Below are 20,451 nucleotides of genomic sequence, written 5' to 3'. Positions count from 1 at the left end.
CGGCCGGAAGCGGACGTGTTCCAGCCCGCCGGCACCGGTGCCGGCGGCCGCCCGGCGGCTGCACGCCTTGTCCCACCGAGCCCAAAGAGTGAAGAATATTCATGTCTGATGCCCCGTCCCCCCCATTGCGGAGCCCCCATGCGCGTGCGCGTCGCCGCAGCCTTCGGAACCGTCCTGCTCCTGGCGGCCTGCCGTGTCTTCTTCCCCTCGCTGACCACGCTCTTCGGGCGTGCCGGAGAGACCGACCCGCTCTTCATGGGCGCGTTCGCCCTGGCCGTGTTCCTGGTGCCGGCCGCCGTTCTGCCGCTGGTCGGCCGGGCGCCGCGCACCGCGGTCCTCGGATCGGCCGGCGCTGCGGCCGCGGCGGCGCTCGCCCTGGCTGCGGCAGGCGGCGGAGCGGCGCAGCTCTACGGATCGGCCGCGGCGGTGGCCCTCGCCGCTGCGTGGCTGGTCGCGCTCTGTGCCACTGCGGAGAGCCGTGCGGTGGTCAGCGGTGTCACCGCGGGTATCGCGGTCACGGCCGTCCAGCAGACGCTGCTGCATACCGTGGATCCGATCTGGCGCGGCGGAATCGCCGCGGTGGGAACTGCCGCCGTGTATGCGGCGGTGTTCCTCGCAGCGTCCTGGGCCGCGCGCGCAGAGGCGGGCCGTCCCGGCGCGCGCTCTGCGCGCGGTGCGCGTGCGGGCTCCGGCTGGTTCGCCCTCGGCCCGCTGCTCTTCCTGCCGGCGCTGTTCACCGCGAACACCGCCGTCACCGGAGTGGCCGAACCGCACCCGGCCGCGGCTGCCGCAGTGTGCGGTGCGGCCGTGCTCGCCGTGCTGCTCGCCGAGCGCCCGCAGTGGACCGGCCATCCCGCAGTTCCGTCGGCCGCTGTGCTCGCTGCGGCCGCAGCCTTCGTGCTGGCTCCGTCCGACGCCGCGGGGATGCGCGACGTGCTTCCCGGCTGGGCGGTCGCAGCGCAGGTCGCGGGGCACTTCGCGGTTGCCGCGTGCGCGGGTTGGGCCGTGCAGGGGAGCGGCCGGGCGGCGGGCCCGCTGCGCTCCGGGGCGGGGGCGCTCGGCGGTGTGCTGCTGTTCCCCGTCCTCATGTTCGCCTTCTACGCCGCCTACGACCTGCACTTCTCCAATGCGCCCGTGCCGTTCGCCGCGGCGGGCCTGCTCGCCGTGTGCGCCCTCGCCGGTGTGCCGCGGGTGCGGTCCCTCAAGCGGGACCCCGCGCTGCCGGCGAGGGTCGTGGGAGGGGTCGCGGCGGCTGCGCTTGCGGCGGGTGCGGCCGCCGTAGCCGTTCTGCCGGCGCCGGCCGCGCCGCCCCCTGCAGCCGCGCCCGAGCAGGCCGGCGCAGCGGGCCTGCGCGTTGCCGCGTACAACGTCCGCATGGGCTTCGCCCTGGACGGCCGCTACTCCGCCGGGGCGCAGGCCGACGCGGTCCGCTCCCTCGACCCCCACGTCGTCTTCCTGTCCGAACTGGACCGCGGATGGGCGCTCAACGGCGGGCACGACGGGCTCCGGACCATGGAGCGCCAACTGGGGATGGCCGCCGTCTGGGCACCCGCGGACGGGCCGCTGTGGGGCGACGCGCTCCTCACGTCGCTCCCGGTCACCCGCACCGAAAGCCACGCGCTGCCGAGCGCCGGGCCGACGGGGGCGCAGGCGCTGGCCGCCGAACTCGACTGGGACGGCACCGCGGTCACCGCCATCGCCACCCACCTGCAGCCCGCCGACGGGTTCGCGGCGGACAGCGCGGCCGACACCGCGCAGCTGCTGGCGCTCACCCGCATCGTGGAGGACGCGCAGAAGGAGGGCCCCGTCATCCTCGGCGGCGACCTCAACCTGGAGCCCGGCGGTCCGGCCTGGTCGGCCCTCACCGGCACCGGGCTCGCCGACGCCTTCGCCGGCGACCGGCCGGTGAACACCCTCGCCACCGGCGGCGGCGACCCCCTGCAGATCGACCACCTGCTCGCGACCCCCGGTCTGCGGCCCGCCGATACCGCCGCGCCGGACCTCCCGCTCTCCGACCACCGGCCCATCGCGGCGACCTTCGTCCGCGAGGGCGGTTGACCGCCCCGCCGGCGCACTGTCCGACAGGCCCCCTAGGCTGCGCGCCATGGACCACCTCGCCGCCGCACGCCGCGCCTACGACGCCATCGCCGACTCCTACGCGGAGCACTTCGCCGCCGAGTTCGCCGGCCAGGAGTGGGAGCATGCGGCGCTGCGCGACTTCGCGCAGAGCGTGCCAGCGGCGGTCGGCTCTGGCGACGGCACCGGCGGCCCGGTACTGGACGCCGGCTGCGGACCCGGATGGACCACCGCCCACCTGCACGCCCTGGGGGCAGACGTGCGGGGCACGGACCTGTCGCCGGAGATGGTGCGCGTTGCCCGCGCCAGAAACCCCGGACTCCGCTTCGACACCGGCTCTATGGACGCGCTGCCCGACGGCGACCGCGCGTTCGCCGGCATCGTGGCCTGGTACTCGGTCATCCACACCCCGCCGGAGCGGATGGCCGCGGTGTTCGCCGAATTCCACCGGGTGCTGCGCCCCGGTGGGGCGCTCCTGCTGGCATTCCAGGTGGGCGACGGGGCGCTCCGCCTGGACCAGGCGTTCGGACACCGCATGGACGTCGACTTCCACCGGTGGGAGCCCGACCGGATCGCCGCCCTCCTCACCGCGGCGGGCTTCGCCGAGACGGAACGCCGCCAGCGGCCCGCCCACCCGCACGAGCGCACGCCCCAAGCCGTCCTCTTCGCCCGCCGCTCCGCAGAACCCGGCTCCGCCGGCACGGACGCTCCGCCCGCGCGGCCCTGACGCTCCGCGCCTGCTTTCGCTGGCGCGCAGGGTTCCTGCTGTTCTGCCCGAATGGCCGGTGCCGCCGCGCCCGCCTCCGGTAAGCAGGTTGGTATCGGACAGGAGGGGTGGAATGCGGAGGATCGGCGCCGGAGTGGCGGCAGTGCTCGGCCTGGCGGTGGCCGCCTATGCGTGCGGTATCGCGTGGGAGTACACGCGCGGGCAGCCGCCCGCAAAGCCGACCGCGGGCCCCGCGGCGACCGCCGACCACCCCTGGCTGGTGGCGGTCAGCTATCCGCAGGCCCGGCGCGGCACCCCCTCGGAGAAGGGGTGCGTGGGGACGCTCGTACATCCGCAGGCGGTGGTGACCGCCGGCCACTGCATCGCGGTGCGGGAACCGGACGAGGTCGCCGTCGTCGCCGGCCGCACCGATCTGCGGACCGGCGAGGGGCGCACGGTCGCAGCCGCCGAGCTGTGGACGGCGCCCGGCTTCGCGGGGTTCGAGCCGCCTTTCGCGCTGGCGGGACTGGCCACGGCGGTGGAGACCGCCCCCGACGACATCGGGGTCGTCGTCCTGGACGAGCCGCTGGACGCCGAACCGCTGCCGATGGCTGCCGCGGGTGCGCCCGTTCCCGAAGGGGAGATCGGGCAGCTGCTCGGATGGCGGATCTCGCCGCAGGACGATCCGGTCCTCTGGCAGACCTCCGCCACCCTGCTCTCCGAGCGCGAGTGCGTCCGGCGCGCCGCGGACTCGGTTCGGTTCGTGCTCCCCGCGCTGCACGGCACCCGCTACGCGGCGGGCGCCTACCTCTGCGCCGGCGCGGATGGAGACGCCGTCCCGGTGCGGGCGACGGACAGCGGATCGCCGCTGGTCGTGGACGGCGCGCTGGCCGGTGTGGCCGCGTGGTCGCCCAGCGCCCACCCGGGCAGCCCGGACTACTTCACCCGGGTCTCCGCCTTCGCCGGCGAGGTCGACAGGGTCATCGCCGGCGCGTTGCCGCTACGGAGCGGGTGACGTGTCAGCGCGTAGGCGAACACTGCGCTGCCCGCCAGCCCCACTGCCGACACCGCTGTGTGCGGCAGGTTGCCGTGCGAGGCCACCAGTGCCACCGCTGCAGCCGTGACCGCCGTGACCGCCCACAGCGCGGGCAGCAGCAGGAAGCGCGGGAGGCGGGGGCCGACGGGGGAGAGGGCGAGCAGTACGACGGCCGCGGCCACCGCCCCCATGGCCGCGTTTCCCAGCTGAGCGGCGGCGGCATCGGGGATCTCGGCGTACGCGTCGGGGCCGGCGGGTGAGCCCACCATGCCGATCGTGCCGGTGGAGGCCAGATACACCTTCTCTGCGGTGTAGAGGAGCCAGTGGGCGGCGGCGGTCCAGCCTGCAACGCGCGTGAGCGCGGCGCTGCGGTCACCGTGGCTGCGGGCGGGCGCGGGGGCAGCGGAAGCGTTCATGCAGCCAGTCTCCGCGGCCGGCGGGCAGTACTCCTCCCCCGGGCGAGGGAGCCACGGCTCTCAGCGGGGGAGAGCGGACCCGACAAACCGTTTATTATGTACACAGAAAATGAGCCTGCCGAGGAGGACACCATGGCGCCCATGGAGACCCGCCCCTACCGCGCAGGGGACCGCGCCGGCCTCCTCGCGCTGTCCCCGCGCGTCGGCGAGGGCGCGCCGACCGAGTCGCTGTGGGGCCACCCGGCGTCGGAGGCCGACATCTACCTCACGCCCTACCTCGACCACTCGCCGGAGACGTGCTTCGTCGCGGTCCGGGCCGACGGCGCTCCGGTCGGCTACCTCGTCGGGGCCGCCGCCCCCGCCGCCCTGCCACCGGAGGACCAGCGGATGGCCGACGCGATCCGCCGCCACCGGCTCATGCTCCGGGCGCGGCCGCTGGCGTTCTTCGCCCGCAGCGCCGCCGATGCCGCGGGAGCTGCACTGCGCCGGCTCCCTTCCGCCGGCGAGCTCGACGACCCGCGCTGGCCCGGCCACCTGCACATCAACCTCGCCCCCGAAGCCCGCGGCACCGGGGCCGGCGGCGCGCTCGTCCGTGCGTGGCAGGGCGCCCTGCGCGACCGCGGCGCCGGCGGCTACGCCCAGACCCTCGTCGAGAACGACCGCGCCGTCGGATTCTTCACCCACCTGGGCTTCCGCACACACGGCCGCACGCCTCCGGTCCCCGGAGTGCGCTTCCGAGGCCGCCGCGTCCACCAGCAGACCCTCGTCTGGGAACCCTGACCTGCACGCCGAGGGCGGAGCAGGATTCTGGCCACGCAGGGTTCTGGCCGCGCAGGGCCGTCGCCGCGGTGCGGCGGCCGGTCCTCAGGGAAGGAGCGCGAACGGAGGTGCCGCCCCGGTCAGTCGACGCCCTCTTCGCGGAGGATCTCGAAGCTCAGCGCGCCGGTCGTGCGCAGGCGGCGCTCCAACGCGTCGCCCATGGCCGTGGCCGTGGTGACCTGGCCGGCGGTCTCCGGCAGCGAGTCGTAGGCGAGGCAGAGCGCCGCCTCGGTGAAGACCGCAGCCGTCGTGTCGTAGACGTCGCCGCCGGAGATGTCGGTGACGACGCGGCGGCCGCCGCCCTCCCCGGCGAACGTCACGTGGAAGCCGCGCTCGGACCGCTCGTCCGCCGTCGGCCCGCCGCCGGGCTCCTGCATGCCGAGCAGGCGGCTGCGCAGCGGCGGCACCGCAGCCGCGGCCACCAGGCCCGCCGCGCCGCCGACGACGGCGGCAGCGGTCGTGAACTTCCGCTGCACCAGATACTGGCCGTAGCGGAAATCGGGGCCGTAGCGGTCGAGCGCAGCCGCCGAACGCCGCACGATCTGCGGGTCCAGGGTCGGCATCGGCACCGGCCAGCCGCCGGCCAGCCGCATCCGCGGCACCAGTCGCAGCGTGCTGCGCGCCCGCCGGCCGTTCCCCTCCGCACCGGACTCCTCGCGGCTGCGCTCCTCGGCCGCGGTCCGCTCGCGCGCCGCGCGCGCCGTCGCGACCGGGTCGCCGAGCGTGCCCACCAGCGTCTGCCACGTGCCGCCCGACGGGCGCACGGCGACCCGCACGAAACCCTCGACCGACATCGGCGCATCCGCCGGAAGCAGCCCCGCAGTGAAGTAGGCGCCCAGGTCGTAGGGGACCGAATCGAACCCGCACGCGTGCACGAGCCGCGCCCCGGTCCGCTCGGCGGTGGCGTGGTGGGCCGCGAACATCCGGTCGACGAACGCCGGCTCACCGGTCAGGTCCACGTAATCGGTGCCCTCGGAGGCGCAGGCCGCCACTAGCGGCTCGCCGACTTCGGAGTAGGGCCCCGCCGCCGCAGCGACGACCCGCGTCGAGGCTGCCAGCGCCCGTAGCGCTTCCTGGTCATCGGCAGCAGCGACGAGCACATCCGGCTCCGCGCCGTCCGCCGCCAGCCGCTCCCGCAGTGCCTCCAGCTTCTCCCGGCTCCGGCCCGCGACCGCCCACCGCACCCCGGTCGGCAGCCGCCCCGCCATCCGCTCGGCCGTGAGCCGCCCGCTGTATCCGGTCGCCCCGTACAGAACAATGTCGTACCGGCCCCCGGAGGGCCCACCTGGAAGCTCAGTCATAGGGCGCCAGTCTAGAAGCCACCCGCATCCCCACACGAGGCCGTCCCGGGGATCGCCGGCGGTGCCTCCGCAGATGCCCGGAAGGTGCCGGAAGCCGGTCGCGCCCCGTGGAGCCCGCGTGCGGCTGCCTCGCACGGAAGGGGCCGCTGGGGGCGATCCGGCGCAGCCCGCGCATCCCCGACCGCGATTCCCCGGGCGAAGCAGACGTCGGCAGGGGGCGCTCGCGTCGGCGGGAGCCGGCGTCGCCCCTGCCGCTTCCAGCGGGTCCGCGATCCGCCGTGCGAACCGCGAGCCCGCACCATGCTGGGCGCGAACGCCCCCTGCGTCCTGCACACCCGGCTACGGTCCTCGGGCACGAGCGCCGCCGCCAGGAGATGAGGATGCGCTGCCGGAGCACCGGCGAAACAGAAGCAGGGGAGACCCATGGCCCTGCCCTGAACCTGCCGGGCCAGTGCCCTCGGCCCCGATGCTGCACCGCCGAGCCGGGGGAGAGCCACGGGATCCCGGAGAGGGGGCTCGGACTGTGCTGCGGCGCCCAGGGATAGGATGCGGCGCGACCAGGCTGTTCCCGTTCCGGCGCTCCGCTCCGCCGGTGGAGCGGCGATCCCCCGGTGTCTGGAGCAGCATGATCCGCCTCGCCCTCGCCCCCGCCGTCCAGATCCTGGCGTTCCTGGTGTTCAGCGCCATCAGCGCGATGGTCAGCGCCGCGCAGCTCTCCGATCCTGACGCCAGCATCGGCGTCGGCGACACCGTCCTCTACTACGGCGTCGGGCCCGGCATCGTCTACCTGCTGACCGTGCTCCTCGGCGCCGTCGCTGCGGGCGTGGAGAACACGGTCCGGCTGCCCCGGATGCTCGCCGGCGCCTTCGGGTTCCCCGTGGTCGCCCTCTTCATCGAGGCCGTCTACCTGCTCGTCATGAACGAGACCGCGGTCGGGCTGGCCCTCACCGGCTGCCGGCTCGCGGGGCTCGTCCTCGCGGCCGGCGCCCTCATCCCCTACAGCCTGCGCCAGACGCGGGCGGGCGCCGGGGTGCGCGGTTAGGGCGTGTTGGGTGGACACCTGTCCTGCTGCGGCGCCCTGGCACGCCCCTCGCTGCGTTCTCCTCTCCTCGACAGGGAAAACCCGCCCTGGCTCCTTCGCCGGCCGTGCGACGGGTGCACCGCCGACACCGCTCGCGGTGAACGCCATTCACCCAACCCGCCCTAGGCGCCGGGAGCATCCCGGCCCGAGACACACGGGCGAACCTGCGCGAAAGCCGTGACGTGTCCGGATCCGGACATGGGCCTGGCGGCCAGGCAGCCCACCAGGGCAGGGAGGCCAACCGCCTGGGAGGCACGCGGCGCGAGTGACCCGCGGTGTGCAGACTGGGGCAAGCCCCCGCCCGGACGCCCCTCTGGAGAGTGCGCATGGCCACCGACACGGAGGCGCCCGCCGCTCCCGCGGCCGCCCGCTCCGCAGCGCCCCGTGCGGTTCCGATGAACATCCTGTTCACGGCCGCGATCCTGCTCAGCGCGCTGCTGCTGTTCGCCGTCCAGCCGATGGTGTCGAAGCTCCTCCTTCCGCCGTACGGCGGAGCGGCGGCCGTGTGGACGACGTCGCTCCTCTTCTTCCAGACGGTGCTGCTCGCCGGCTACGCCTACGCGCACTACGCGCCGCGACTGCTGGGCCGCCTGCACCCGCTGGTCCACACGGTGGTCCTCCTGGTCCCGCTGCTGGTGCTGCCGATCGCCCTGCCCGAATGGTCGGTGCCGCGCGAGGGCGTGCCGACCGCGCTCTGGCTCCTCCTGGTGCTGTGCGTGATGATCGGCCTGCCGTTCGCCGTGCTCAGCACGACCGGGCCGCTGGTGCAGGAGTGGTACTCCCGGCTCGGCCTGCCCCGGTCCAAGGACCCCTACTTCCTGTACGCGGCGAGCAACGTCGGCAGCCTGGGGGCGCTGATCGCCTACCCGTTCGCCGTCGAGCCGACGCTGGGCACCGGCGCCCAGACCCTCGTCTGGACGGGCGGCTACATCCTCTTCGCCCTCCTCGTCGCCGGCTGCGTTTTCGCGGTCCTGCGCTACGGCGCGCGCACGGCGCAGCCCGCCGCGGGACCGGCAGCGGCCAGTGAGGCTGCCCTGCCTGAGGGGGAGGCGTCCACGCCGCCCGCCGCCGGCGGGGAACCGGCCCCGGAGGCCGCTGCCGACGCCGCCCCGCCGGCCGCCGGGCGCGCGGTCACCTGGCGCCGGCGGCTGCTGTGGATCGGGCTCGCGGCACTGCCGTCGTCCCTCATGCAGGGCGTCACCACCTACATGTCGACCGACGTGGCGGCCGTCCCGATGCTGTGGGTCGTGCCGCTGGCGCTGTTCCTCGGCACCTACATCATCGCGTTCGGCGTGCGGCAGCACGGCTGGGTGAACGGCACCGTGGACGCCGTGCTCATCGGGGTCATCCCGCTCACCGTGCTCGCGCTGATCCCCAGCATGGCGCCCACGCCGCTGGCTATGGCTGCCGCCCTGGTGATGCTCACGCTGGTGGCCTTCGCCTGCCACGGACTCCTCGCGGCCGATCGCCCCGAGCCGTCGCGCCTGACCGAGTTCTTCCTGCTGACGTCCCTCGGCGGCGCGCTCGGCAGCCTGTTCAACGGGATCATCGCTCCACTGGTGTTCGACCGGGTCCTGGAGTACCCGATCGTGCTCATCGCCGCCGCGCTGCTGGGCCTGCTGACCCGTGTGCCGTCGCGGGCGGCGCAGCGGCTCCGCCGCGACCGTGCCGCCCGATTCGGGCTGATCCTCTGCGCGCTGCTGTTCGCCGGTGCGGCGGCCCTCACCGGCGAGCCGTCGTTCGTGCTCGCCGCTGCGGTGGTCGGCGCCGGTGCGGCGCTGGTGGTGATCCCGCGCCACGCGATCGTGGCCGGAGTGGTCGCAGCGGTCGGAGTCGCCCTGGTCGCCATGGTCACGGCCACCGGGGTGGAGAAGGGACGTGAGACGGGGCGAACGTTCTTCGGCGCCTACGCCATCACTGAAGACGACAGCCGCCGCTCGCTCGCCCACGGCACCACAGTGCACGGCTTCCAGCTCCTCGACCCCGCAGAGCGAGCGACCCCGGTCTCCTACTACGCCGAGAGCGGCCCGGTGGGCGACGTCTTCGCCGCCTACGGCGCCGACGCCGGCAACGTCGGAGTGGTGGGCCTGGGCACCGGCGTCATCGCGGCCTACGGCAGCGAGGGCCAGCAGTTCGACTTCTTCGAGATCGACCCGGAGATGGTGCGCCTCGCCTCGGACCCGGACCGGTTCACCTTCCTCGACGACTGCGCCTGCGACGTCGAGACCCGCGTCGGCGACGGCCGCCTCCTCGCCGCCGAGCAGGCCCCCGGCACCTACGACGTCCTGATGCTGGACGCCTTCACCTCCGACGCCATCCCCACCCACCTGCTCACCCGCGAGGCCTTCGAAGAGTTCGCCGGCAGCCTCGGCGACGGCGGTGTGCTGGCCGTCCACATCAGCAACCGCAACCTCGACCTCGCCCCCATGGTCGGCGCCACCGCCGCCGAAGCGGGCCTGCACGGCGCCATCCGCCGCCACGACAACCTGACCGACGACGGCGAGGAAGCCGACCCGAACTCCCACGCCTCCACCTGGATCACCCTCGCCGCCGACCCGTCCGCTCTGGCCCCCCTCAGCGCCGACGACGCCCCGCATGCCCCCGAATGGAAACCCCTCCCCACGGACGGCCCTGTCTGGACCGACACCTACTCGCCCCTGCTGCCGCTGCTGACGTGGTGAGTGGGGTGGCCATGCGAACTCCCCTTCAGCGGACCACAGCTGCTGCGCTCCTTTGCTCAGCACTGCTGAGCGCGTGCGGAAGCGAACCGCCGAGCACGGGCGAGCCGGCGCTGCCCGACGTGACTCCTGAGCAGCGGACCGCGAACCCGACGCCGTCGGTGTCGCCCGGCACCGAGGACACCAAGACCATCGCCGCCAACGCCCAGGGCACGCTTGTAGGCCTGCGCGTGGGCGTACTGAGCGTGTCGGTTGGCGAGGCGTCCCTCTCAGCCTCGCCCGCCGGTGCCGGCAGCAGCGCTGGCCGCGATAAGGAGTCCGGAGCCACCGAGCCGGAGTCGATCGCCGGTGGCCCGGGCGATGCCTTCGCCCTCGCTGCCGGCCACCGCCTCACCATCGACGCAATCGACTACGACCCTGACCACGGCGACGGCGGCACATCGACCGCCACCATCACGGTGCGTGCGCCGCGATGACGCTGTGCCGGACGCTGCGGGCCCCCGCCGGCCAGTCGCCTTCGGGTCGCCTCCATGCCAGAGGCCACCTCGCCTCTCCGAGCAGCGGGCTCCGGGGCTATCCTTCGCCGCAGCCACCCGCGACGGGCCCGGTGGCGCCGTCGAGGCCGAATGGTTCCCCTATCCCGATATCCACTGCTTCCAGACGGCTGCCGCCCCAGTCTGACTCACCGCCACCGGCTGGACGCCGAACAGTTCGAGGAGCCGGAGAAGCCGTAGGAGGGCGCCCATGGGTGTCGAGTTCACCTGTACCGGCGTCAACTGCGCCGACCTGCGGGTGCACACGGCCGCGGACTACTTCGTGCACGTCGAAGGGGACTTCCGGATCGCCGATGGCGGCCGGACGGTGTACGCCGAACCGGCGTTTCCCGTGGCGGAGCTGGCTCACCAGCTCACCGTGTGGGCCGGCTCCGCCGACCCGCCGACCGCTCCCTTCTCCTTCGCGTCGATGTCCTTCGCCGACGACGGTGCTGTCTCCCTCACCCCGTCCCCCGATGGCTTGTGGACCGTCTGGTCCGCCTTCACCCCGCACGTCCACTCTCGCGCGACGCCCTGGCCGGCCTTGGCGCATTCCATCGCCGCCTTCACCGCCGGGATTCGCGCTGATGCGGCGCGCCTAGGGCTGCGGCAGCACCTTCTAGCCGGCGGAGTTGAGTGACCGGACGTGCGGTCCCTCGCGAGTGCGCGTACGCCGACGAGTGATCGTCCATGCGATCAACGAAATGACCGGTGCCGCCCAACGGCATGGTCAGCCTTTGCAGTTCGAGGTCAGCCATCCATCGGCGTCAGCACCGCGATCCGCCAGACTCCGCCCGTGCGGATGAGCTGGTAGAGGAGGCGCTCGCCGGGGGCGGCGTCGTAGGTCCAGGTGACGTCGGCCCAGATGCTGTGGCCGGTTGCGGCGACGACGGTGACGGCGGCGCGGGCGTCGGTCACGTCGGCGTACTGGTCCATCGCCGCGGTGAAGAACTGCTCGGTCTGCGCGGGGTCGGTGACCGCGATGGGCTGTTCCGGGAACTCGATCAGGGCGGGGACGGCGTAGTGGCCGGCGATGGCTGCGGGGTCCCGGCTGAGGAGGGCGCGCGTGTAGTCGTCGAAGAACTCCCGCGCGACGGCAGTGTCACTCATGGGGAGACGCTACGCCGCAGGTCGACACCCCGGTGGCCTCACCCGGTGTGTCAGAGAGGAAGCCGCGGCCCGGCCGACCGGGCAGGCCGGCCGGGCCGGTGCGCGCTAGTGGGCCGGCGCCGCGGCCTTGTTGGGAATGGCCGAGGCGATCGCGGCCGCCACGAGGGCACCGCAGCAGCCGACCACGAGGGAGAGCAGGAAGCCCTCCTGGGTCGGGATCGCGTGCCCGCCGGTCTGCTGCACCATCGCCGAGAGCACTGCGCCGACGACAGCCGCGGACGACGTGGTCCCGACCGCCCGCATGAGCGAGTTGAAGCCGTTGGCCGCGGCCTTCTCGCTCGCCGGCACCGCGCTCAGGATCAGCGCCGGCATCGAGCCGAACGCAAGCCCGACGCCGCAGCCGACGATGGTCGCGGCAACGAGCAGAAGCACCAGGGTCACCAGCACGGGCGCACTCTCGGCCGGGCCGGGGGAGCGCGAGCCGACCGTGGCGAGGACCAGGGCCGTAGCGCCGTACCCGGCCGCGATGACCAGGCCCGCCAGCGTGAGCGTGACCTTCGGGCCGCGGGCTCGGCTGATCCGCGCACCGAGCTTGGACACCGCCATCATGCCGAGGCCCATCGGGGCCAGCCAGAGCCCCATCTGGATCATGCTCTGGCCGAGCCCGTAGCCGGTCTCCACGGGCAGCTGCATCACCTGCGGCAGGATGAGGTTGAGCGCGTACATCGTGAAGCCCATCAGGATGGACGCGAGGTTGGTCAGCAGGACGACCGGCCGCGCCGTCGTCCGCAGGTCCACCAGCGGGCTGCGGCTCTTCAGCTCGTACCAGCCCCAGGGGGCCAATACCAGGACGGTGGCCGCGAGGCAGCCCAGGGTGGCCGCGCTGGTCCACCCCCACTCCGCGCCCTTGGACACGGCCAGCAGCAGCGCGATGAGTCCGGCAGCGAGTCCGGCGGTACCGACGTAGTCGAACTTCTGGGGCCGCCCTGGCGGCGCGGCCGCGGGGATGGTGCGCCACACCGCGCCGGCGGTGGCCGCGGCGGCGAGCCCGGTCGTCCAGAACAGCACCCGCCAGTCGGCGAACTCGGCGACCGCCGCGGCGATCGGCAGGCCCAGCGCTCCGCCGATGCCCATCGACGAGCTCATGAGCGCGATGGCGCTGCCGACCTTCTCCTTGGGCAGCACGTCGTGCAGCAGCGAGATGCCGAGCGGAATGATCCCGCTCGCCAGCCCCTGGAGGCCGCGGCCGGCGATCATCACGGCCACGTCGGTCGCCAGGGCGCAGACGACCGAGCCCACGATGAAGGGGACGAGCGCGATGAGCACCATGCGCCGCTTGCCGTACATGTCGGCGAGGCGGCCCACGACGGGGGTCGAGACGGCGCCCGCGAGCAGGGTCACCGTGATCACCCACGACGTGGTGGAGGCACTGGTGTCGAAGATCTGCGGGAGAGCGCCGATGATCGGCACCACGAGCGTCTGTGCGAGGGACACGACGATGCCCGTCGCTGCCAGGATGCCGACGATCATGCCGGGCTTCGCTGCTGGCGGGGATGGGGCGGCATCGTCGACCTGCACGTCGCTGTCTAAGCTCATGCATGCACCATACAATTAAGCGCGGACCCGCCGACCCGCTACGGGCAACCCGGTACTGAGATGTGCATCATGCAATTTTGCTGTGGCACACTTGGCCCATGACCGCCGATCCCATCCCCGTCATCGAGTACGAGGCCATGGTGTTCGGCCGCCACCTGGCAAGCCTCCCCGCGGGGACCCGGCGCCGCGGCGGAGTGCTCGACCAGAGCGCCTACACGCTGCTCTCCCTGCTCCAGGCCAGCGGACCGGCAAGCATCGGCGACCTCGGCGCCGTCACCGGCCTCGACGCCTCGACCCTGCACCGCCAGACCACCGGCCTCGTCCGCAGCGGCTACGCCGAGCGCATTGCAGACCCCGAAGGCGGCAGGGCGCGCAAGTTCCGCCTCAGCTCCGAGGGCGAGCGCGTCCTCACCGAAGAACGCCGCGCCAGCCGTGCCGCCCTCACCCAGGTCACCTCCGACTGGACCGACGAAGACCGTTCGGCCCTGGCAGACCTGCTCAGCAAGTTCAACCGCTCCATCGAGGCCCGCTCCGGCCGCACTTGGCCCAGGCCGTAGGGGCCTTCCGCGTTCGTGCAATATCGGAACAAGCTCGGGACACGTGTCGATCAAGAATGCCACCTGCCCCCGCCGCAGCCAGCTTTGACGGGCTAAGCAATAGCGTTGGCGAGATGCGCGCTAGAACTCCCTATGGGATCCCAAGGTTCTGCCAATGCCGAGCCTCGCCGGCCTCAGGGGATGGCTCGAATCATCCCCTGCTGGAGTACCTCGTATACATGCCTCGGTCCCTCCAGGAGTCAGAAAAAGAGTCCAACATCGACTTGTAGAGACGAATATGGCTGACATCCTTTGGATTCTTCATCCTTAGTGCAATCTCATAATTTATGCGCCCCCAGCGAAGATTGTGCATCAAAAATGATATGATTTCAACGACGCCTTCAATGGGGCCATCGAGGAGCTTGACGAGCTCGGATTCAAACCCACTCCTCGCTTCCGGGTGATCGATGGCCAGTGCGAGCAATCGCTCCAGGCCCGGCTCTAGGGATTCGTCCGCATTGTAGGAGTCCGCCGTTGTCAATACTTCCTGAACAACGAGGGAAAATTCTCGAACGGGGTGAGTAGTCGGGTCGCGTCGTCGCCTCATGCTTCCCATTTGCATCAAACCCATTTCTCTCGAATGCATCATTTGCGGCTGGGCGCATTGGTCGTCCATGGCCCCTCTTTGCTGCATGTGAGTGCGGTATGTATCGGAGAGGCTACTCACGGCAAAAGAGGGGAACGTAGGCCCTTGGGGCCAAAGTGGTGGGGAGACTTGAAGCCGATCCTGTGAACAGCGCCAAGCCGAGTGTCCGCATCCGGCCATGCGTGCTGGTATGTGGTATTCAATCAAGAATCGGCGTACCGTATGCCGTTTTTCTGACCCTCGCCCGGAGCCCCTCAGGCCAACCGTTCCGACCCGGTCGGGCGGGCCGTGGCTGGCCCTGGGCAGTCGGCGGCGGCTCGCGTCCTGCTTGGCTCGGGCATGCGCGGGCACAACCAGCACGGGGGGTTCTCATGATCATCGGCTTGCTTGCCCAGTGCACTGTCACCGATCTGGACCGGGCTGAGGAGTGGTACACGCGCCTGCTCGAGCGCGGGCCCGACGCGCGGCCTATGGCCGGTCTGATCGAGTGGTACTTCGCCGAGAACGCCGGTCTTCAGGTCTGGTCTGAACCGGACCGTGCCGGGCGCTCCACGGTTGTCCTGCACGAGAACGACATGGACGCGGCCGCCGCTCGGCTCAACGCCGCCGGCATCGCGGACGGATCGCCGCAACCCGGCGGGGGCGCTCGGATCCTTCAGCTCGCCGACCCTGACGGCAACCGGGTGGTCCTGGCCGGGCACTGAACCCGCGGGACGCATTCCTGCCGGCCGGAAACGTCCCCTGCCGCTCTGTTGCGCCACTCGCTACCATTGGCGGGGTTGGCTCCGACCCCAGGAGAGACTGATGGGCGCGGGCGGAAGGGACCCGGCCGGGCGCGATGCGGCCCGGCGGGGCGCAGGGTACGGCGACGAGGTTCCGCTCCCGCGGGACGCGACGCGCTCGGAGGTCTCCGGTTCCGCGGAGAACGTGCTGCAGGCCGGACACGTCCAGGGCGGGGTGCACTTCCACGGCACCGGCGCCGAGGCCGCCGCCGTCCCCCGCCAGCTACCCGGGGATGTCCGCGGCTTCGTCAACCGATCGAGCGAACTCGACCGGCTCGAAACCGCCCTCTCCCAGGCCGGCCATGACGCTGCGGCGTTCACCGTGATCGCGGGAACCGCCGGTGTCGGCAAGACCGCTCTGGCGCTGCGGTGGGCGCACCGGGCCCGCCGCCACTTCCCCGACGGCCAGCTCTACGTGAACCTTCGCGGCTACGACCCCGGCGCACCCGTCTCGGCCGAGCAGGCCCTGGACCGCTTCCTGCCCGCCCTGGGCGTGCCGGCGGAGCAGATCCCCGCGGATGCCGAAGAGAAGTCGGCCCTGTACCGCTCGCTCCTGGCCGACCGCCGGGTCCTGCTCGTCCTGGACAACGCGGCCGACGTCGCGCAGGTACGCCCCCTGCTGCCGGCCGGAGACGCCTGCCGGACCGTCATCACCAGCCGGAGCCGGCTGGCCGGCCTGGTCGCGCGCGACGGAGCGCGCCGGGTCACCGTCGAGATCCTGCCCGAAGCAGAGGCGGTCGCGCTGATCGGCTCCATCACCGGCGATTACCGGACCGGCGACGACCCAGCGGAGCTGGCCGAACTCGCCCGGCTCTGCGCCCGGCTCCCACTGGCCCTGCGCATCGCCGCCGAACGGGCTGCAGCACGGCCCTGGATGCCGCTGGAGGAGCTGATCCAGGCGCTGCGCGACGAGTCGGGGCTCTGGGACGCCCTCTCGAGCGAGGACGGCGAAGCCGGCGACACGGTGCGCTCGGTCTTCGCGTGGTCCTACCGGGCGCTTCCGCCGGGCGGCGCGCGCATGTTCCGGCTGCTCGGCCTGCACCCCGGCCCCGAGTTCGGAGTGCACGCCGCCGCGGCCATCGCCGGCGTGCCCGTCGACGCCGCCCGACGGCACCTCGACGGGATCGTGGGCGCGCACCTCGCCGAGCAGACCGCCCGGGACCGCTACCAGTTCCACGACCTGCTGCGCGCCTATGCCACCGACGCCGTGCACCACGAAGAATCCCTTGCAGAGCAGTACGCCGCCCTCAACCGGGTGCTCGGCTGGTACCTGCACACCGCCTCAGCCGCGGCCGCCGCGCTCCGCTCCCCGCTGAGGCTCCCCGCCCCCACCGCCCTGCCGGCGCCCGACTCGGTCCTCGGATTCGATGCGCACCGCGAAGCTGACCTGTGGTTCAGCTCCGAGTGGGCCAATCTCCTCGCCGCTGTCGCCGCCGCCGACAAATCGGGCCAGGACCGTGCGGCATGGCAGCTCGCCCTTACCCTGCAGCCGGTGTTCATGGGCCGGGGCCCGATCGCGGACCGGGAGCAGATCGCCGGCACCGCGCTCGAGGCGGCCCGGCGGGACGGCGACACTGACGCCGAAGCGACGGCCCGGTCCCTGCTGGCGGACCTGTACAGCTCGCGCGGCCGGCGGGACGAGGCGCTGCGAATGCACGAGGAGATCCTTGCGCTGCGCAGGGAGAGCGGGGACGCCGAAGGCGCGTTCCTCTCCGCCAACGATGTCAGCGTCGTCCTCCTGCACCTGAGGAGGTTCGACGAGGCAGCCGGGCTGCTTGAGGAGAACCTGGAAGCGGCCCGCAGCCTCGGCTCCGCCGGCCATGAGGCGACGTCGCTGTTCAACCTTTCGGCCGCCTATTCGGGCGCCCGCAGGTTCAACGACGCGGCCCGCACGGCCCAGCAGAGCCTGGAGATCAGCCGCAGCACCGGCGACCAGTGGCGGGAGATGATCTCCCTGGTCTACTCCGCGGAGGCGCACGCCAGCGCCGGGCGGACCGAAGCAGCGTTCGCCGCGGCCGAGGCCGGTCTCGGGCTGGCCCGCGAGCGCAACGACCAGCGCAACGAGGGGTGGGCGCTGCTCGCCCTCGGCGCAATCCAGCGAGGCAGCGGCCAAGGCGCGGAAGCGCTCATCTCCTACCAGCGCGCGCTGACCCTGTACACCGCGCTGGGCAGTAGGTCTCGCGAAGTGCAGTGCCTCAACGGTGCGGGCGAGGCGTACCAGAGCATGGGGCGCATGACCGAAGCCGCGCAGTTTCACCGAAGGGCTGCCACCGTAGCCCGCGAGGTCGGTGAACCGTGGCCCCTGGCCGTTTCCCTGGAGAGCTTCGGTCGTGCCGCAGCCGGGGCCGATGCGGAAGCAGAGGCGGAATCAGGCCCGGACTCCGCCGACGGCACACGGGCTGACCCGCGCAGCGGGGACGTGCGCGCAGCCCTGCGCGAAGCGGAAACGCTCCTCAGTGCCTTCGGCGATCCTGAGGCGCGCGAACGCCGCAGGCGCATTGCCGAGCGCCTGCGTTGACCGGTCAGTCGCCGGGGCAGCAGGTCTCGGTGGTGCGGTGGGCCGTGAACCACCTGCGCAGCCGGGCCAGCGATGCGGACAGGCCGACGGTGCGCACGTTGCCGAAGGTGAGCATGCGCGTGATGACGCAGGGGGATACGTCTCCGCTGCTGCTGACCGAGATCCGGTCCACCCCGCAGTGCCCGCAGAGGGCAAGCGGGCTGCCGTCGTCCGCACGGCCGACCGCGTGCAGAGCACCCACCCGTACCCGCTCGACGCCCAGTGACGCCAACTCGGCACAGGCAGCCTCCGCTTCCCCCAGATCAACGATGCTGGCCCGTATCTGCACGCCCCGCGCGACTGCCTCGGCGATGTTCCTCCGCGTCTGGGAGTAGCTGCCGCGCCGTCCGGTTACGGCCTGGTGGGAGTGCGCGTTGCCCGCATAGTAGGAGGTGCCGACGGTGACCCGCGGATCCTCGAACAACGGCCACCAGCTGGCTCGCACGCGGACCAGGTTGGAGAAGACATCGACGCGCAGCCCGGCCGCCAACGCGTATTCCACGAGGGGTGCGAAGTCGGGGTGGAGGGTGGGTTCACCGCCGATGAACTGGATTTCCTCCGCGCCGATGGCGGCGGTCTCGTCGATCGTCCGCCGCCAATCACCGGTGGTCATCGTCCCGTGCCCGCGCTGGGGAGAGGAATCGGCATAGCAGTGGATGCAGGAGAGCTGGCATTTGTCGGTGAGTTCCACGGCGACTTGGCTGATCTGCAGATCGTTCACGTCGGATGACACGTGGCCCCTTTCACCCGGGGTTCGGCTTCCCCTTGTGCTCCATCGGCCGAGGAAACCCGAGAATTCTACGTCTTTCCTTTCTGGTGCGCGCAGCGAGGGCGGGGCCGGAAAGGAACCGGATTCACATCTGCACCATGAGCCCGTCCCGCGGCTGAGTCTCGGGCTTGCCTCGGCACCGGCACAGAAGCGCCCCACCGGAGGGTTTCCGGTGGGGCGGGGCTCCGCTTCAGCGGGCGTGTGCCGGGCGGATCGGGGTGAAACGGCAGCCACCGTACTGGACGGAAGGCCGGTGGCGGGAGCCGTCCGGACCGCTACCGCGTGGCGGAGCCGCTGGGGCGCCGGATGTCAGCGCACCCAGACCTGCCATGCGGAACCGTTCGGCTCGCACTTGAACTCGGTGAAGTCGTGGTTGTCGTTCTCCTTGTTGATGTAGTCGTCACCCTCCGCCATGCAGGTGGCGTGGGTACCGAACTGGCCGGCGAGTTCCCAGTCCGCGGCGGAGGCCGGGCCCGCCGCCGCGAACGGCAGGGCGACGGCCGCGGCTCCGACCGCGAGGCCGGCGGTGATGCGCTGCGTCCAGGTCAGTGACATGCACTTCCTTCGGTAGTGGATTCCATGGACTCTCCCGGTGCGGGGAGAGGCTGCGGCGCCTGGCCGTACTGCTTCGAGCTGGTTCACCACGGCCAGGAGGGTTCAGTTCCGGCCGTCGGAGCCGGGGAGCCCAGCCTTCAGCGGGCGTCTGCGGCTGCTGCCTGCCCGGCGCCCGGCGTGCTGCCGGCGAAGGTCGACGTGATCCAATCGGAGTGGGCGACCCCGTCGGTGAGGACCATCGGCCCCACGCAGCGAGTGTCCTCCTCGAAGTCCCCGTCCCGGCTGGCCACCCCGACCAGCTCCCAGGAGCCCTCCTCCCGGCGCACGATCGGCCCGCCGGAGTCGGACATGCAGAGCTGGGCCTCTTCGGTGGGGTGCTCCGAGCACTGGTCGCTCTCTGGATCCATTTCCGCGCATCGCTCGGCCGGCACGATTTCGGAATCGAGCTGCTGGAGCGTGGCCGGCTTGTCCGCCTCACCGGTCTCGTCGACCATGCCCCAGCCCATGGCCCGCACCGGTGCTCCCGGCTCCGGGCGGTCCGCGGCGAGTTCGACGGGCTCCTCGTCCACCGGGGCGTCGAGCTTCAGCATGGCGAGGTCGTTGCGCAGCAGGAACTGGGTGTTCTCGTAGTCGGGGTGGTCGCTGACGTCCTCGGCGTCGAACTCGGGGTGCAGCACGGATTCGGCGACCCCGCGCTCGGTTCCGCCCTCGAACTGGTCGGTGCTGCCCACCCGGACGCTCATGTCGTCCGCCATGACGCAGTGCGCCGCGGTCAGCACCCACTCCTCGTCGACCAGCGCGCCCCCGCAGTAGTGGTTGCCCTTGTCGTCGTAGAGCGCGGCCATGAACGAGTAGGTCTCGGTCGCGTCATGTCCGTTGATGACCGCCCCGGCCGGCGAGGCCAGCACCGTCCCGCCGAGGAACACCCCGACCCCGACCGCGCCGGCGGCCCCCATCAGGGCGGACGTGCGGCGGGGACGGCGGCTCCGGTGGGATCGTGCGGGGGCCTTGGGGGTGTCGGACATGCCTTGCCTTCCGTGCGGAGGGTGCGCTCTCTGCGGTGTCAGCGGCGGCTCGCTGGGGGCTGGCGGCCAGGCTCCGCCAGGGGAGCGCTGACGCCGGACTGTCACCGAGCGGCTGCTTTCGGACACACACCACGCTAGGAATTGCGGGGCGCCGGGTCATCGCCCCCGGGAACGAACCGGAAAGCCGACGAATGTGGGCTTCCGCGCCTGGCGCGGGGGCGACGAAAGG

19 protein-coding genes are annotated in these 20,451 nt (G+C 72.4%); 11 read left to right on the top strand and 8 right to left on the bottom strand.

The window, feature by feature from the left end:
- The first annotated feature begins 138 nt into the window (after positions 1-138).
- From ACYVGT_RS04210 to ACYVGT_RS04200, 3 genes are all read left to right on the top strand, one after another.
- Positions 139-2,058 (top strand): endonuclease/exonuclease/phosphatase family protein, encoded by a 1,920-nt coding sequence (locus tag ACYVGT_RS04210; protein WP_460855050.1) that lies wholly within the window; start codon positions 139-141, stop codon positions 2,056-2,058.
- Between the two features lie 46 nt (positions 2,059-2,104).
- Positions 2,105-2,803 (top strand): class I SAM-dependent DNA methyltransferase, encoded by a 699-nt coding sequence (locus ACYVGT_RS04205; RefSeq protein ID WP_460855049.1) that lies wholly within the window; start codon positions 2,105-2,107, stop codon positions 2,801-2,803.
- 112 nt (positions 2,804-2,915) lie between these two features.
- Complete coding sequence (locus ACYVGT_RS04200; RefSeq protein ID WP_460855048.1) at positions 2,916-3,797, top strand: S1 family peptidase; 882 nt, start codon at positions 2,916-2,918, stop codon at positions 3,795-3,797.
- Here ACYVGT_RS04200 and ACYVGT_RS04195 read toward each other — a convergent pair.
- Positions 3,719-4,234, bottom strand: a complete 516-nt coding sequence (locus ACYVGT_RS04195) for a hypothetical protein (RefSeq protein WP_460855047.1) — start codon at positions 4,232-4,234, stop codon at positions 3,719-3,721. The genes ACYVGT_RS04200 and ACYVGT_RS04195 overlap by 79 nt on opposite strands.
- A 132-nt stretch (positions 4,235-4,366) precedes the next feature.
- Between ACYVGT_RS04195 and ACYVGT_RS04190 the strand changes: the two genes are divergently transcribed.
- Positions 4,367-5,014 carry a GNAT family N-acetyltransferase gene (locus tag ACYVGT_RS04190; protein ID WP_460855046.1) on the top strand — a complete coding sequence of 216 codons (648 nt, stop codon included), beginning with the start codon at positions 4,367-4,369 and terminating at the stop codon, positions 5,012-5,014.
- A 119-nt stretch (positions 5,015-5,133) separates the two neighbouring features.
- Here the strand turns inward: ACYVGT_RS04190 and ACYVGT_RS04185 are convergent, their stop codons facing one another.
- Positions 5,134-6,354 (bottom strand): saccharopine dehydrogenase family protein, encoded by a 1,221-nt coding sequence (locus ACYVGT_RS04185; protein ID WP_460855045.1) that lies wholly within the window; start codon positions 6,352-6,354, stop codon positions 5,134-5,136.
- Between the two features lie 592 nt (positions 6,355-6,946).
- On the opposite strand from ACYVGT_RS04185, the gene ACYVGT_RS04180 reads away from it, so the two are divergent.
- From ACYVGT_RS04180 to ACYVGT_RS04165, 4 genes are all read left to right on the top strand, one after another.
- A complete protein-coding gene (locus ACYVGT_RS04180; protein WP_460855044.1) occupies positions 6,947-7,396 on the top strand; it encodes a hypothetical protein in 450 nt (149 codons plus the stop codon).
- A gap of 365 nt (positions 7,397-7,761) precedes the next feature.
- A complete protein-coding gene (locus ACYVGT_RS04175; protein WP_460855043.1) occupies positions 7,762-10,116 on the top strand; it encodes a spermidine synthase in 2,355 nt (784 codons plus the stop codon).
- Between the two features lie 119 nt (positions 10,117-10,235).
- Entirely contained in the window at positions 10,236-10,589 is a 354-nt protein-coding gene (locus ACYVGT_RS04170; RefSeq protein ID WP_460855042.1) for a hypothetical protein, read from the top strand.
- Positions 10,590-10,857: 268 nt separating this feature from the next.
- The gene (locus tag ACYVGT_RS04165) at positions 10,858-11,286 is read left to right on the top strand and encodes a DUF7878 domain-containing protein (RefSeq protein WP_460855041.1); all 429 of its coding nucleotides are present in this window, start codon (positions 10,858-10,860) and stop codon (positions 11,284-11,286) included.
- A gap of 110 nt (positions 11,287-11,396) precedes the next feature.
- On the opposite strand, the gene ACYVGT_RS04160 is transcribed toward ACYVGT_RS04165, so the two are convergent.
- Both ACYVGT_RS04160 and ACYVGT_RS04155 read right to left on the bottom strand, forming a co-directional pair.
- On the bottom strand, positions 11,397-11,756 hold the full coding sequence (locus tag ACYVGT_RS04160) for a hypothetical protein (protein ID WP_460855040.1): 360 nt from the start codon (positions 11,754-11,756) through the stop codon (positions 11,397-11,399).
- 105 nt (positions 11,757-11,861) lie between these two features.
- The gene (locus ACYVGT_RS04155) at positions 11,862-13,352 is read right to left on the bottom strand and encodes an MFS transporter (RefSeq protein ID WP_460855039.1); all 1,491 of its coding nucleotides are present in this window, start codon (positions 13,350-13,352) and stop codon (positions 11,862-11,864) included.
- Between the two features lie 98 nt (positions 13,353-13,450).
- On the opposite strand from ACYVGT_RS04155, the gene ACYVGT_RS04150 reads away from it, so the two are divergent.
- Positions 13,451-13,909, top strand: a complete 459-nt coding sequence (locus ACYVGT_RS04150; protein ID WP_460855038.1) for a MarR family winged helix-turn-helix transcriptional regulator — start codon at positions 13,451-13,453, stop codon at positions 13,907-13,909.
- 190 nt (positions 13,910-14,099) lie between these two features.
- Here the strand turns inward: ACYVGT_RS04150 and ACYVGT_RS04145 are convergent, their stop codons facing one another.
- Positions 14,100-14,564 carry a hypothetical protein gene (locus ACYVGT_RS04145; RefSeq protein ID WP_460855037.1) on the bottom strand — a complete coding sequence of 155 codons (465 nt, stop codon included), beginning with the start codon at positions 14,562-14,564 and terminating at the stop codon, positions 14,100-14,102.
- A 341-nt stretch (positions 14,565-14,905) separates the two neighbouring features.
- Between ACYVGT_RS04145 and ACYVGT_RS04140 the strand changes: the two genes are divergently transcribed.
- On the top strand, positions 14,906-15,238 hold the full coding sequence (locus tag ACYVGT_RS04140; protein WP_460855036.1) for a VOC family protein: 333 nt from the start codon (positions 14,906-14,908) through the stop codon (positions 15,236-15,238).
- 100 nt (positions 15,239-15,338) lie between these two features.
- The gene (locus tag ACYVGT_RS04135; protein WP_460855035.1) at positions 15,339-17,834 is read left to right on the top strand and encodes an ATP-binding protein; all 2,496 of its coding nucleotides are present in this window, start codon (positions 15,339-15,341) and stop codon (positions 17,832-17,834) included.
- 4 nt (positions 17,835-17,838) lie between these two features.
- Here ACYVGT_RS04135 and ACYVGT_RS04130 read toward each other — a convergent pair whose 3' ends face one another.
- The 3 genes from ACYVGT_RS04130 to ACYVGT_RS04120 form a co-directional block, all read right to left on the bottom strand.
- Positions 17,839-18,606, bottom strand: a complete 768-nt coding sequence (locus ACYVGT_RS04130; protein WP_460855034.1) for a radical SAM protein — start codon at positions 18,604-18,606, stop codon at positions 17,839-17,841.
- Positions 18,607-18,951: 345 nt separating this feature from the next.
- On the bottom strand, positions 18,952-19,197 hold the full coding sequence (locus ACYVGT_RS04125; RefSeq protein ID WP_460855033.1) for a hypothetical protein: 246 nt from the start codon (positions 19,195-19,197) through the stop codon (positions 18,952-18,954).
- Between the two features lie 137 nt (positions 19,198-19,334).
- A complete protein-coding gene (locus tag ACYVGT_RS04120) occupies positions 19,335-20,222 on the bottom strand; it encodes a S1 family peptidase (RefSeq protein WP_460855032.1) in 888 nt (295 codons plus the stop codon).
- Between the last annotated feature and the right edge of the window lie 229 nt (positions 20,223-20,451).

It is taken from the genome of Nocardiopsis coralliicola, from assembly GCF_054779695.1.
This window is presented reverse-complemented; position numbering and strand designations above follow the sequence as displayed.

Coding starts and splice junctions, on each gene's coding strand:
- ACYVGT_RS04210 (WP_460855050.1), top strand. CDS start 139: ATGCGCGTGCGCGTCGCCGCAGCCTTCGGAACCGTCCTGCTCCTGGCG.
- ACYVGT_RS04205 (WP_460855049.1), top strand. CDS start 2,105: ATGGACCACCTCGCCGCCGCACGCCGCGCCTACGACGCCATCGCCGAC.
- ACYVGT_RS04200 (WP_460855048.1), top strand. CDS start 2,916: ATGCGGAGGATCGGCGCCGGAGTGGCGGCAGTGCTCGGCCTGGCGGTG.
- ACYVGT_RS04195 (WP_460855047.1), bottom strand. CDS start 4,234: ATGAACGCTTCCGCTGCCCCCGCGCCCGCCCGCAGCCACGGTGACCGC.
- ACYVGT_RS04190 (WP_460855046.1), top strand. CDS start 4,367: ATGGCGCCCATGGAGACCCGCCCCTACCGCGCAGGGGACCGCGCCGGC.
- ACYVGT_RS04185 (WP_460855045.1), bottom strand. CDS start 6,354: ATGACTGAGCTTCCAGGTGGGCCCTCCGGGGGCCGGTACGACATTGTT.
- ACYVGT_RS04175 (WP_460855043.1), top strand. CDS start 7,762: ATGGCCACCGACACGGAGGCGCCCGCCGCTCCCGCGGCCGCCCGCTCC.
- ACYVGT_RS04165 (WP_460855041.1), top strand. CDS start 10,858: ATGGGTGTCGAGTTCACCTGTACCGGCGTCAACTGCGCCGACCTGCGG.
- ACYVGT_RS04160 (WP_460855040.1), bottom strand. CDS start 11,756: ATGAGTGACACTGCCGTCGCGCGGGAGTTCTTCGACGACTACACGCGC.
- ACYVGT_RS04155 (WP_460855039.1), bottom strand. CDS start 13,352: ATGAGCTTAGACAGCGACGTGCAGGTCGACGATGCCGCCCCATCCCCG.
- ACYVGT_RS04150 (WP_460855038.1), top strand. CDS start 13,451: ATGACCGCCGATCCCATCCCCGTCATCGAGTACGAGGCCATGGTGTTC.
- ACYVGT_RS04145 (WP_460855037.1), bottom strand. CDS start 14,564: ATGGACGACCAATGCGCCCAGCCGCAAATGATGCATTCGAGAGAAATG.
- ACYVGT_RS04140 (WP_460855036.1), top strand. CDS start 14,906: ATGATCATCGGCTTGCTTGCCCAGTGCACTGTCACCGATCTGGACCGG.
- ACYVGT_RS04135 (WP_460855035.1), top strand. CDS start 15,339: ATGGGCGCGGGCGGAAGGGACCCGGCCGGGCGCGATGCGGCCCGGCGG.
- ACYVGT_RS04125 (WP_460855033.1), bottom strand. CDS start 19,197: ATGTCACTGACCTGGACGCAGCGCATCACCGCCGGCCTCGCGGTCGGA.
- ACYVGT_RS04120 (WP_460855032.1), bottom strand. CDS start 20,222: ATGTCCGACACCCCCAAGGCCCCCGCACGATCCCACCGGAGCCGCCGT.